The organism is Streptomyces kanasensis (assembly GCF_043077165.1).
Lineage (GTDB): Bacteria > Actinomycetota > Actinomycetes > Streptomycetales > Streptomycetaceae > Streptomyces > Streptomyces changanensis.
This window is the reverse complement of record NZ_JBIBSF010000006.1, coordinates 175,297-187,629: the sequence shown is the minus strand read 5'-3', so window position 1 is coordinate 187,629 and position 12,333 is coordinate 175,297. Positions and strand designations below refer to the sequence as shown.

Annotated in this window: 11 protein-coding genes; 6 read left to right on the top strand and 5 right to left on the bottom strand. The window is 75.8% G+C overall.

Translation table 11 applies throughout. The features are described from left to right. Positions 1-176 precede the first annotated feature (176 nt). Entirely contained in the window at positions 177-947 is a 771-nt protein-coding gene (locus tag ACF053_RS17145) for a chaplin (RefSeq protein WP_391954655.1), read from the top strand. A 33-nt stretch (positions 948-980) separates the two neighbouring features. On the opposite strand, the gene ACF053_RS17140 is transcribed toward ACF053_RS17145, so the two are convergent. After that, positions 981-1,640 carry a DUF2293 domain-containing protein gene (locus tag ACF053_RS17140; protein WP_391954654.1) on the bottom strand — a complete coding sequence of 220 codons (660 nt, stop codon included), beginning with the start codon at positions 1,638-1,640 and terminating at the stop codon, positions 981-983. A gap of 284 nt (positions 1,641-1,924) precedes the next feature. After that, on the bottom strand, positions 1,925-3,136 hold the full coding sequence (locus ACF053_RS17135; RefSeq protein WP_391954653.1) for a pyridoxal phosphate-dependent aminotransferase: 1,212 nt from the start codon (positions 3,134-3,136) through the stop codon (positions 1,925-1,927). Positions 3,137-3,220: 84 nt separating this feature from the next. On the opposite strand from ACF053_RS17135, the gene ACF053_RS17130 reads away from it, so the two are divergent. Both ACF053_RS17130 and ACF053_RS17125 read left to right on the top strand, forming a co-directional pair. Then, positions 3,221-3,889: a winged helix-turn-helix transcriptional regulator gene (locus ACF053_RS17130; RefSeq protein WP_391954652.1), complete on the top strand. Its 669-nt coding sequence runs from the start codon at positions 3,221-3,223 to the stop codon at positions 3,887-3,889. A gap of 225 nt (positions 3,890-4,114) precedes the next feature. Beyond that, on the top strand, positions 4,115-4,747 hold the full coding sequence (locus ACF053_RS17125) for a uridine kinase (RefSeq protein ID WP_391954651.1): 633 nt from the start codon (positions 4,115-4,117) through the stop codon (positions 4,745-4,747). 209 nt (positions 4,748-4,956) lie between these two features. On the opposite strand, the gene ACF053_RS17120 is transcribed toward ACF053_RS17125, so the two are convergent. Together ACF053_RS17120 and ACF053_RS17115 are read right to left on the bottom strand one after the other, a co-directional pair. Beyond that, positions 4,957-5,868 carry a carbohydrate kinase family protein gene (locus ACF053_RS17120; RefSeq protein ID WP_391954837.1) on the bottom strand — a complete coding sequence of 304 codons (912 nt, stop codon included), beginning with the start codon at positions 5,866-5,868 and terminating at the stop codon, positions 4,957-4,959. Between the two features lie 101 nt (positions 5,869-5,969). Next, entirely contained in the window at positions 5,970-6,893 is a 924-nt protein-coding gene (locus tag ACF053_RS17115; RefSeq protein ID WP_391954650.1) for a pseudouridine-5'-phosphate glycosidase, read from the bottom strand. 74 nt (positions 6,894-6,967) lie between these two features. Between ACF053_RS17115 and ACF053_RS17110 the strand changes: the two genes are divergently transcribed. Then, a complete protein-coding gene (locus ACF053_RS17110) occupies positions 6,968-7,756 on the top strand; it encodes a class I SAM-dependent methyltransferase (protein ID WP_391954649.1) in 789 nt (262 codons plus the stop codon). Positions 7,757-7,925: 169 nt separating this feature from the next. Here ACF053_RS17110 and ACF053_RS17105 read toward each other — a convergent pair whose 3' ends face one another. Further along, positions 7,926-8,480, bottom strand: a complete 555-nt coding sequence (locus ACF053_RS17105) for a methylated-DNA--[protein]-cysteine S-methyltransferase (RefSeq protein ID WP_391954648.1) — start codon at positions 8,478-8,480, stop codon at positions 7,926-7,928. Positions 8,481-8,877: 397 nt separating this feature from the next. Between ACF053_RS17105 and ACF053_RS17100 the strand changes: the two genes are divergently transcribed. Together ACF053_RS17100 and uvrB are read left to right on the top strand one after the other, a co-directional pair. Next, complete coding sequence (locus tag ACF053_RS17100; RefSeq protein ID WP_391954647.1) at positions 8,878-9,831, top strand: MHYT domain-containing protein; 954 nt, start codon at positions 8,878-8,880, stop codon at positions 9,829-9,831. 174 nt (positions 9,832-10,005) lie between these two features. Beyond that, on the top strand, positions 10,006-12,162 hold the full coding sequence (gene uvrB / locus ACF053_RS17095) for an excinuclease ABC subunit UvrB (RefSeq protein ID WP_391954646.1): 2,157 nt from the start codon (positions 10,006-10,008) through the stop codon (positions 12,160-12,162). Positions 12,163-12,333 lie beyond the last annotated feature (171 nt).

Sequence of the window (12,333 nt, the reverse complement as noted above, 5' to 3'; positions counted from 1 at the left end):
CGTCGGGCCGCGCCCGGTGTCACCCGCAGGGGCGGCGAACGCGACGGTCATGGGAAAGATCGATCAAACGTCGCTCGATGGGGTGAATGAGGCCCGCCACATAACCCGTCCAGGTGTCGAGGCGTTATCCGAGGTGCGGGCGAGTGCCCGTGAACGTCTTCGGAAGGCAGGAAGCCATGCGGCACACTCGCCGAAATGGTCTGGTCACCCTGATGGCCACGAGCGGCGCGCTGGCGCTGGCCGTCGGTGCGGCGCACGCCGACGCTGACGCGTCCGGCGTCGCGGCCGGCTCCCCGGGGGTGATCTCCGGCAACGCGGTGCAGTTGCCGGTGAACGTACCGGTCAACATCTGCGGCAACACCGTGAACGTGGTCGGCCTCCTCAACCCCGCGGCGGGGAACACCTGCGCCAACAAGGGCTCCAAGGGCTCGTCCCACGGGTCGCACAAGGACCGGCCCGGCTCGGCTCACGACTCCGGCCACGGCGGCACCCCAGGCGCCCAGGGCGGGGGGAACGGCGGCGGCGCGGACGCCGACGCCGCCATGGTGGGCTCGCCCGGTGTGATCTCGGGCAACGGCGTCCAGCTCCCCGTCGACCTCCCGGTCAACGTCTCGGGCAACTCGGTGAGCGTCGTCGGCCTCCTCAACCCCACGTTCGGCAACACCTCCGTCAACAACGGCGGCAAGCCGCCGCAGGTCGTCACGCCGCCGAAGCCCCAGGAGCCCACGACCCCGCCGAAGGGCGACAAGCCGGTCGTGCCGCCGGCGCCGGAGCCGGAGCACGAGCCCGCCCCGGCCGCGCCCGCCCCGGCCCCCGCCGCGGAGGGCCCGTCCCTCGCCCTCACCGGCGCCGGCGACCTCGTCGGCCTGGCCGCGCCCGCCGCGGGCATGCTGCTCGCCGGGGCGCTGCTCTACCGTCGCTTCCGCCCGGCGGCCGAGCGCGCCTGACCGCCCGCCCCGCCCGGCGACGCGGGACGTGGGTCACCGCCGCCAGGACGCCAGCACCGCCTCGACGGCCGGTGCCACCCGGACGCGGGCCTGGCGGCGCGGTACCCCCGCCGCGAGCAGTGCGTCGTACTCCGTGTCGCGGTGCCGCACCGACGCCCGGACCGCCGCCGTGACGGCGCCCTCGTCCAGGGCCCGTCCCGCCGCCGTACGACCCACGCGACCGCTGCCGCGGGTCGACGTGTGCGCGGCGATCTCCGCGGCCCGGTCGGCCGGGCACCCGGGGAACAGGCGCCGCACCTCGGCGGTGAGCACGGCCGCGAAACGGACGTCCGACGCCGCCCGGCGCACCTCGTCCCGGGCCCGGCGCCGGGCCCTCGCCCCGGCGTCGGCCAGGCAGGCCGCCTCCGCCCGGGCCAGGGCCGCCTCCTCCACGAGGATGCCCTGGCGCTCGTACCGCGTACGGCGCCTGTCGTGCCGGACGACCACCGCCCACACCTCGCCGGCCTCCCGGGCCCTGCGGGTGAGCGCCGCGTCACCGCGCGGCAGGTAGACCAGGTGCCCCAGGCCCACGCACCCCAGGCAGAGGGGCACCGAACACCTCAGCACCATCCGCCGCAGCGGGCCCCCGCGGCACTCCGCGCAGTGCGCGCGCGGCCGGCGCGGCTCGACGACCACGATCGGATCACGCGGCACAGCACCTCACCACCCCCGCCGGACGCTGCCACGTCGGTGGGGTTGTGCCCGCCGGGCGACCGCCTCCAAACGACGGCGCCGGGCGGGCCCGGGGCCGTCGGGTGTCGTGAACGGGCCGGTGGCCGGTGGAGGCGGGCGCCGTGGGGCGGGCCGGGGGAGACGGGCGGTTCGCGGCGGACAGGCGGGCCGGGGGAGACGGGCGGTTCGCGGCGGACAGGCGGTTCGGGGGAGGCGGGCGGCGTACGACGAGGGGTCGTGCGGCGAGGGCGGCGGGCGGCGTGGGCCTACTGGCGGTAGCCGCTCAGGAAGCGCCCGATCCGGCTGATCGCCGCGTCCAGGTCGTCGGCGTGCGGCAGCGTGAGGATGCGGAAGTGGTCGGGGCGCGGCCAGTTGAAGCCCGTGCCCTGGACGACCTGGATCTTCTCCCGCAGCAGCAGGTCCAGGACGAACTTCTCGTCGTCGTGGATCGGGTGCACCTTGGGGTCGAGGCGCGGAAAGGCGTAGAGCGCGCCGCGCGGCTTGACGCAGGAGACCCCCGGGATCTCGTTCAGCTTCTCCCAGGCGAGCAGCCGCTGCTCGTGCAGCCTGCCGCCCGGCGCGGTCAGCTCGTCGATGGACTGCCGGCCGCCGAGCGCGGCCTGGATGGCGTACTGCGCGGGGGCGTTGGGGCACAGCCGCATGGAGGCGAGCACGGTCAGCCCCTCCAGGTAGTCCCGGGCGTGCTGCTTCGGCCCGCTGACGACCAGCCAGCCGGAGCGGAAGCCGGCCACGCGGTACGTCTTGGACAGGCCGCCGAAGGTGAGGACGACCAGGTCGGGGGCGAGCGCCCCGGCCGGGTGGTGGACCGCGTCGTCGTACACGATCCGGTCGTAGATCTCGTCGGCGAAGACCATCAGCTGGTGGCGACGGGCCAGGTCGAGGATGCCCTCGATCACCTCGCGCGGGTAGACGGCGCCGGTGGGGTTGTTCGGGTTGATGATCACGACGGCCCTGGTGCGGTCCGTGATCTTCGCGGCCATGTCGTCCAGGTCCGGGTACCAGTCGGCGGACTCGTCGCAGACGTAGTGCACCGGGCGCCCGCCGGCGAGCGTGGTCGCCGCCGTCCAGAGCGGGAAGTCGGGCGCCGGGATCAGGACCTCGTCCCCGTCCTCGACCAGGGCCTGGACGGCCATGGAGACCAGCTCGGAGACGCCGTTGCCGAGGTAGACGTCGTCGACGCCGATGCCGGTCAGACCCATGGACTGGTAGCGCTGCGCCACCGCGCGGCGGGCGGACAGGATGCCGCGCGAGTCGGTGTAGCCGTGGGCGCGGGGCAGCATCCGGATCATGTCCTGGAGGATCTCCTCGGGCGCCTCGAACCCGAAGAGGGCCGGGTTGCCGGTGTTCAGGCGCAGGACGGTGTGGCCCGCCTCCTCCAGTGCGTTCGCCTGTTCGATCACCGGGCCCCGGATCTCGTAGCAGACCTCGCTCAACTTGCTCGACTGCCGGAACTCCATCTGGCGACCTCCCCGGAAACGGTGTTGCTTGGTTTTACCAAGTAGGAGCTTGGAAAGTCCAACAAGATGGCTAGACTGCGTCGCATGCCACGCCCCAGCACGCGTTCCGCCGACCGCCGCCGCAGCTACGACCAGTACTGCGCCGCCGCCCGCGCCCTCGACGCGGTCGGCGACCGCTGGACCCTGCTGATCGTCCGCGAACTCCTCGCCGGCCCGCGCCGCTACACCGACCTCCACGCCGACCTGCCGGGCGTGAGCACCGACATGCTGGCCTCGCGGCTCCGGGACATGGAACGCGACGGCCTCGTCACCCGCCGCCGGCTGCCGCCCCCCTCACCGGCGTACGTCTACGACCTCACCGACCGCGGTCGCGACCTGCTGCCCGTCCTGCGCGCCCTCGCGCGCTGGGGCGCCCCCGCCCTCGAGACACCGCGCCCCACGGACGCCGTCCGTGCCCACTGGTTCGCCGTCCCGCTCCTCGGCGCGCTGGAGGCGGTGGGCGAGCCGGGCACCGCCGTCGTACGCCTCGACGAGGGCGTGTTCCACGTGTGCCTCGACGCCGACGGGGCCGTCTCCTACGGGGACGGCCCCGCCGACGCGCCCGACGCCCGGCTGCGCATGGACGCCGCCACCTGCGCCGCGGTGAGCGGCGGCGAACTGACCGTCGCGGAGGGCGTGAAGGCCGGCCGGATCGCGGTGGCGGGGGAGAGCCCGCTGGCCGCCGCGCTCCGGGGCGAGACGGCCCGCGGCTGACGGCACGCGGCGCGGAGGCGAGCGGGCGCGGGCGGGGCCCTCGGACGGGTGCGGGGACGGGGCCCGGGTGCGGAGACGGGGCCCTCGGACGGTGCGGGTGTGGCGACGGGGCCCGGGCTCAGGGCCGTTGGGCGCGGGGTCGTGGATGCGGGCGGCGTCCGGGGGGAGGTGCGGGAGCGGTGCCGGTACGCGCCCGTGCGGCCGCCGCCTTGGCAGGATGGGGCCGTGCGACTCGAACCGATCACTTGGGAACGGCTCACCGACGCGCTCGCCGGGTACCTGGACGACCTGCGTCCGGCCGACGGCGGCCCCTGGCTGAAGGTCGCCGTCGACGGCGCGCCCGCCGCCCGGCCCGGCGAACTCGCCGACGCCGTCGCCGCGGAGCTGCGGCTCCTCGGTCGGGACGTGCTCGGCGTCGCCACGTCCGGCTTCCTGCGCCCGGCGTCACTGCGGTACGAGTACGGCAAGGAGGACCCCGACGCGTACTACGGCGGGTGGTTCGACACCGGCGCCCTGTGGCGCGAGGTGTTCGCCCCGCTGGAGCCCGGGGGCGGCGGCCGGGTCCTGCCCGACCTGTGGGATCCCGCCACCGACCGCGCCACCCGCAGTCCGTACCGCCGGCTGGCCCCCGGCGGCGTCCTGCTCCTGCACGGCCCGTTCCTGCTGGGGCACTGGTTCCCGTTCGACCTCACCGTGCACCTCAGGCTGTCCCGGGCCGCGCTCGCCCGCCGGACCGCGGAGCCGTGGACGCTGCCCGCCTTCGAACGGTACGAGACGGAGGTCGGCCCCGTCGACGCCGCCGACGTGGTGGTGCGGGCCGACGACCCGCGCCACCCCGCCTGGACCGGCCTGCCCTGACGCCCCGGCCCGCGGCCCGCGGCCGCCCCGCCCGCCTGCCGCCCGGCCCGCGCCCCGACTCGGGACCGCCGCTCTGCCTGCCGGGCCTCGCTCGGGACACCCCGGCCCCGTTCCTCGGTCCGGGACCGCCGTCCTCACGCCCGGCCCGCGCTCCGGGCGCCCGGGACCGCCCCATCGGCACCCCGGCCTCCGCCGCGGCCGCGGCGGACTCAGGACCGCGGTACCGGTACGGCCCCCGGTGGCACCGGGCGGCCGCCCACCGTCGTCACCGCCTCCCCGCCGGCGCGGCAGCCCGCCTCCGCCGCCTCCGCCGCGGACGCGCCCGCCAGACGGGCCGCGAGGAACCCACCGGTGAAGGCGTCCCCCGCGCCCGTCGTGTCCACCGGGCGCACCCCGGGCGCCGGTACGCGCGCCACCACCCCGCCCGCCCGGGCGACCACCGCGCCCGCGGCGCCCAGGGTGGCCACGACCAGGCCGTGCCGTCGGCTGAGGGCGGCGGCGGCCTCCTCCGGGCCGGCCAGGCCGGCCAGCAGGACCGCCTCGTCGGCGTTCGGGAAGAGGACGTCCGCACCCGCCACGGCCGTCAGGAAGCGGTCCGCGCCCAGCCCCGACACGAACCCCGCCGACGCCGGGTCCACGCTCACCGGAACCCCCCGCTCCCGGGCCGCCGCCATGGCCAGCCGCGCGGTCCGGCGGCTCGTCGGCGCGAAGAACAGGTACCCCGACAGGTGCAGGTGGGCCGCCCCGTCCAGCAGTCGCGGGGACCAGTCGGCGGGCGAGAGCCGCACCACCGCGCCGCTGTCGGTCAGGAAGGTGCGCTCCGCCCCGGCCCGCCCGTCGACCAGCGCCACCACCGTCGCCGTCGGCGCCCCGTCGTCCCGGACGAGCAGCGGCCGTACCCCCGCGCGGCGCAACGCGGCCTCGTGCCAGGACGCCTCACCGGCGCCCACCCGCGCCAGGAGGCGCACGTCGTCCCGGCCCGTACGCGCCGCCCAGCACGCCACGTTCGCACCCGCGCCGCCCGGCAGGATCCGGATCCGCGCCGCCGTGTCGGTGCCCGGGGCGAGCGGCTCGTCGTACCGGGCCACCACGTCGGTGACCACGTCGCCCACGACGAGCAGGCCGCCGGCCGCACCCGCACCCGCGCACCCGCCGGCCCCGCCCGCGTCCCCGCCCGCCGCGACCGCGTCGCCGCCCCCGTCCTCGTCGCCCGGGTCGACGCTCACCGCGCCCCCGCGGACCAGGACGCCGCGATCCGCGCGGCCAGTCGTACGTTGCCGCGCACCGCCGCCAGGTTCGCCTCCAGCGACGCCCCGTCCGTGTGCCGCATCAGGTACTCCAGGAGGAACGGGGTCACCGCCTGGCCCGTGACGCCCCGCTCCCGGCACTCCGCCAGGCCCGCCGCCAGCACCCGGTCGTGCAGGGCCGGGTCCAACTGCTCGGCGGCGCCGACCGGGTTGGCGACGACCAGCGCCGCGCCCGGCCCGCCCAGCGCGTCCTGCGCGCGCATCACCGCCGCCACCTCCTGCGGCGCGTGCACCGTCCAGTCGACCGGCTCGCCCGACGACGACAGGTAGAAGCCGGGGAAACGGTCCGTCCCGTACCCGACCACCCCGACGCCCAGCGTCTCCAGCCGCTGCAGCGTGGCCGGCACGTCGAGGATCGACTTCACGCCCGCGCACACCACCGTCACCCGCGTCCCGGCGAGCAGCCGCAGGTCCGCCGACTCGTCCTGGGTGTCGGCCCACTCCCGGTGCACCCCGCCCAACCCGCCCGTCGCGAACACCCGGACGCCCGCCCGCGCCGCCAGGAACGCCGTCGCCGACACCGTCGTCGCCCCACTCGCGCCGACCGCCACCGCCGGCGCCAGGTCGCGGTGGCCGAGCTTGCGCACGGCCGGGTCCGCCGCCACCCGCTCCAGCTCGGCCGCGTCCAACCCGACGCGGGGCACGCCGTCCAGCACGGCGATCGTCGCCGGTACCGCGCCCCCGTCCCGGACGAGCCCCTCCAGCTCCACGGCGACGTCCAGGTTGCGCGGGCGTGGCAGCCCGTGCGCGATGATCGTCGACTCCAGGGCCACCACCGGACGGCCGGCGGCGAGCGCCTCCCCCACCTCTTCCGACACCACCACTGCGGTCTTCGACATGCCCCCATCCCTGGCGCGCCGCGGCCGGCCCCAAACCTCGCGCCGCGCCGGGCCCCGCCTCGTACGCTGCCCCCATGCGCACACCGACGGCCCGGTACTTCTACGACGACCTGGCGGACCACTACGACCTGCTGTACGCGGACTGGGAGGCGAGCGTCGCCCGGCAGGGGACTGCCCTGGACGACCGCGTCACGCGCGTGCTCGGGCCGGGCGCGCACGACGTGCTGGACTGCGCCTGCGGCATCGGCACCCAGGCGCTGGGGCTCGCCGCCCGCGGCCACCGGGTCACCGGTACCGACCTCAGCCCCGTCGCCGCCGCCCGCGCCGCCCGGGAGGCCGCCGCGCGGGGACTCGCGCTCACCACCGCCGCCGCGGACATGCGGGCCCTGCCGCTGCGTGACGGCGCCTTCGACGTGGTCCTGTGCGCGGACAACTCCCTGCCGCACCTGCTGACCGTCGACGACGTGCGGACGGCGCTCGCGGAGATGCGCCGCGTCCTGCGCCCGGGCGGACTGCTGCTCGTCACCACCCGCCCCTACGACGAACTGCGCCGCGAGCGCCCCCTCGCCACCCCGCCCTCGGTGAAGACGGGGCCGGGCGGGCGGACGGTGAGCTTCCAGCTGTGGCACTGGCACGACGACGGGGAGCGGTACGACCTGGAGCTGTTCCAGCTGAGCCCGGACACCGGCGAGGACCCCGGGGCCGCGGAGCGCTGGACGACCACCGTGCGCCGGGCCACCTACTGGGCGCTCACCCGGGCACAGCTCGGCGAGCTGGCCGCGGAGGCGGGGCTGCACGAGATCGGCTGGCACGACCCGGAGCACACCGGCTTCTTCCAGCCGATGATGACCGCCCGCCGCTGAACCGCCGCGCCGACCGGGCACATTCCGCCACCCCGGTCCGACCCGCCACGCCGATCCGCCACCCCGGTCTGCCCGCCGCGCCCCCGCTCCGTCTGCCCCGCCGCGCCGTCACCCCGGTCAGCCGCCGCGCGGCACCCCGTCCGACGCGCCGCCCCGAGCGGGCCCGGTGTCAGAACAGCGGCTCCGGAAGCACACCTTCCAGCACCAGCAGCCGGCGCTTGGTCTCCAGACCGCCGCCGAAGCCGCCGAGTCCCCCGCCCGCCTCCACCACGCGGTGACAGGGCACGACGACCGGCAGCGGATTGGCGCCCATGGCCGCGCCCACGGCCTGCGCGGCCCCCGGCTGCCCCACGCGGGCGGCCAGCTCCCCGTACCCGACGAGCGTCCCGTACGGCACCCCCGACGCCAGCTCGCGGAGGACCTGCCGGTGGAACCCACCGGTCAGCGACCAGTCCAGCGGCAGCCGGAACTCCCGCAGGCGGCCCGCGAAATAGGCGTCCAGCGCCCGCACCGGCTCGGCCAGCCGCCCCGCCGCCGTCTCCACGGGCTCCGCGCCGAGCCGCTCCGCCAGCCGGGCCGGCAGCGCCCGCCGCACCTGCGCACCCGCGTGGAAGGCCACCGTGACCAGGCCCTCGGCCGTGGCCGCCAGGAGCAGCGGGCCTATGCCGCTGCCGACGACGGCCCACTCGACGGTCCGCCCCCCGTCCCGCACGCGACTGTCCATGCCGCCACGCTATACGCCGCCACCGACAGCCCGGCCCGCGCGCGACGCCCCTCCCCGCGGCCCGTCGGGGGCACGCCCGAGCCCCCTGGCCCCGCTCGTACGTCGCCTCGCTGCCCGTCCCCTCCCCTCCCGTCCGCCGCCGCACCCCGCCCGCCCGTACGACGCCCGCCGCCCCCGCCCCACGGCCTCGGCCGGACCGGGCCCACCGTCCCCCTCCCCGGAAGGCGGTGCCCGGAGGACGGCCGTCCACCGGCCCGCCCGCGGGAAGGCCGCCCGTCCGCCCGGCCGTCGAGCCGTCCACCGTCCGCCGTCCGCCCGGCCGAGCGGGCGTCACGCGGGTCGACTACCCTCCACGGTCAGGTCCGCGCGGAACGCGAGGGGTGAGGGGCACACGGGTATGCAGGGCACAGTCGACGGATTCAGCCACGGTCTCGTCACTCCCGTGGTCGCCTACCTCATGGCCTGCCTCGGCGGCGCGCTGGGGCTGCGCTGCACGACCAGGGCACTGCGTGTCCCCGGCTCCTTCCGTCCCGGCTGGCTCGCCCTCGGCGCGACGGCGATCGGCACGGGCATCTGGACGATGCACTTCATCGCGATGACGGGCTTCCGCGTCGAGGAGGTGCCGGTCGACTACGACGGCCCCGTCACCTTCGCCAGCCTCGTCGTCGCCATCCTCATGGTCGGCGTCGGGATCGTCATCGTCGCGCAGCGGCGCGGCCGCACCGCGATGGCCCTCGGCACCGGCGGCACCATCACCGGCCTCGGCATCGCCACCATGCACTACCTCGGCATGGCCGGCATGCGCCTGCCGGGCAGGCTGGAGTACGACACCGCCACCGTGGCCCTCTCCGTCCTCATCGCGGTGGTGGCCGCCACCTGCGCCCTGTGGGCCGCGCTCCACGTCCGCGGCTTCGGGGCGAGCGTCGGCGCGAGCCTCGTCATGGGCCTCGCGGTGACCGGCATGCACTACACCGGCATGGCCGCCGTCAGCGTCCACCTGCACTCCGGCGGCACCGCCGTGGCAGCCGGCCACGGCGGTGCCACGGGGACGGCCACCGGGACGGCCCCCGGGACGGCCCCCGGGGCGGCGGAGGCCGTCGGCGCCGTGGGCGCGGGGGCCGCGGACGCCGTCGGGGCGCTCGACGCGGCCGTCACCGCCGGCAGCGGCCCGGCCGGCGCCCTCCTCGTGCCGATGCTCGCCGGACCGGCCGTCTTCCTGCTGCTCGCGGGGGTCGTCGTGCTCTTCGACCCCGCGCTCGTCGGCGGCGACCGGGACCGCCGCGCGCCCGCCGACCCGCGCGCCCACCTCCCCGGCATCCCGGCGCCCCGCCACCGCGACGGCGGCCGCTGACGGCCCCGGCCCCCGGGCCGGGCGCGACCCGGGATCCCGCGCCGAACCGGACGGCGGACGGGGCGGGGACCGGGACGGCGGACGGGGCGGGGACCGGGACGGCGGACGGGGCGGGGACCGGGACGGCGGCGCGATCACCGCCCGGCTGTCAGTGCCGGGTCGTACGGTGGTGTCATGCGGCCCGTATCCCAGATCGAACGCTCGGTGGCGCCCTTCGAGGTCGTCAGCCCGTACCAGCCCAGCGGCGACCAGCCCACGGCCATCGCCGACCTCGAGCGGCGCGTCCGCGCCGGCGAGAAGGACGTCGTCCTGCTCGGCGCGACCGGCACCGGCAAGTCGGCGACCACGGCCTGGATGATCGAGCGGCTCCAGCGGCCCACGCTCGTCATGGCGCCGAACAAGACCCTCGCCGCCCAGCTGGCCAACGAGTTCCGCGAGCTGCTGCCCAACAACGCCGTCGAGTACTTCGTCTCGTACTACGACTACTACCAGCCCGAGGCGTACGTCCCGCAGTCGGACACGTACATCGAGAAGGACTCCTCGATCAACGAGGAGGTGGAGCGCCTGCGCCACTCCGCGACGAACTCCCTGCTCACCCGCCGGGACGTCATCGTGGTCGCCTCCGTCTCGTGCATCTACGGCCTCGGCACGCCGCAGGAGTACGTCGACCGGATGGTCTCCCTCCGCGTCGGTGACGAGATCGACCGCGACCAGCTGCTGCGCCGCTTCGTCGACATCCAGTACACGCGCAACGACCTCGCCTTCACGCGCGGCACCTTCCGGGTGCGCGGCGACACGATCGAGATCTTCCCGGTCTACGAGGAGCTCGCCGTGCGCATCGAGATGTTCGGTGACGAGATCGAGGCCCTCTCCACGCTCCACCCGCTCACCGGCGAGGTCATCAGCGACGACGAGCACCTGTACGTCTTCCCCGCCAGCCACTACGTGGCCGGCCCGGAGCGCATGGAGCGCGCGGTCAACGGCATCGAGCGCGAGCTGGAGCAGCGCCTCGCCGAGCTGGACAAGCAGGGCAAGCTGCTGGAGGCCCAGCGGCTGCGCATGCGCACCACGTACGACATCGAGATGATGCGGCAGATCGGCTCCTGCTCCGGCATCGAGAACTACTCGATGCACTTCGACCAGCGCGAACCGGGCTCGCCGCCCAACACCCTCCTCGACTACTTCCCCGAGGACTTCCTGCTGGTCATCGACGAGTCGCACGTCACCGTGCCGCAGATCGGCGCCATGTACGAGGGCGACGCCTCCCGCAAGCGCACCCTCGTCGACCACGGCTTCCGGCTGCCGTCCGCGCTCGACAACCGACCGCTGAAGTGGGAGGAGTTCCAGGAGCGCATCGGACAGACGGTGTACCTGTCGGCGACGCCGGGAGCGTACGAGCTGTCCCGCTCCGACGGCTTCGTCGAGCAGATCATCCGCCCCACCGGACTGGTCGACCCGGAGGTCGTCGTCAAGTCCACCGAGGGCCAGATCGACGACCTGGTCCACGAGATCCGGCTGCGCACCGAGCGGGACGAGCGCGTCCTCGTCACCACGCTCACCAAGAAGATGGCCGAGGACCTCACCGACTACTTCCTGGAGCTCGGCATCCAGGTGCGCTACCTCCACAGCGACGTCGACACGCTGCGCCGCATCGAGCTGCTGCGCGAGCTGCGCGCCGGCGAGTACGACGTCCTGGTCGGCATCAACCTCCTCCGCGAGGGCCTCGACCTGCCGGAGGTGTCCCTCGTCGCCATCCTCGACGCCGACAAGCAGGGCTTCCTGCGCTCCGGGACCTCCCTCATCCAGACCATCGGACGCGCGGCGCGCAACGTCTCCGGCCAGGTCCACATGTACGCCGACACGATCACCCCGGCGATGGCGCAGGCCATCGACGAGACCAACCGCCGCCGCGAGAAGCAGATCGCGTACAACACCGCCCACGGCATCGACCCGCAGCCGCTGCGCAAGAAGATCAACGACATCGTCGCCACCATCGCGCGCGAGGAGGTCGACACCGAGCAGCTCCTCGGCACCGGCTACCGCCAGACCAAGGACGGCAAGGGCGCCAAGGCCCCCGTGCCCTCGCTGGGGAACGCCGCGCGCGCCGCCAAGGACGGCGGCAAGGCCGGCAGGAGCCGGGCGGCGGCCCCGAAGGGCGCGCTGACCAGCGACCGCCCGGCCACCGAACTGGCCGGGATCATCGAGGAGATGACCGAGCGGATGCGGGCCGCGGCGGCGGACCTCCAGTTCGAGGTCGCGGCACGGCTGCGCGACGAGGTGAGCGAGCTGAAGAAGGAGCTGCGACAGATGAAGGAGGCGGGAATCGCCTGACGGGACGCCCGCGACGGGCGGCGGCGGCCGGGCCGGGCCCGCCGCCGCCCGCTGTGTTGCAAGACCGACACAAAAGGGGGAAGCGGCCTGATGCGGTGTCGCGGCCCCGCATAGGGTGCTGGGAAACCGCACCCCACATCGAGGGCGGCCGCGGGGAACGCTACAGAGAGG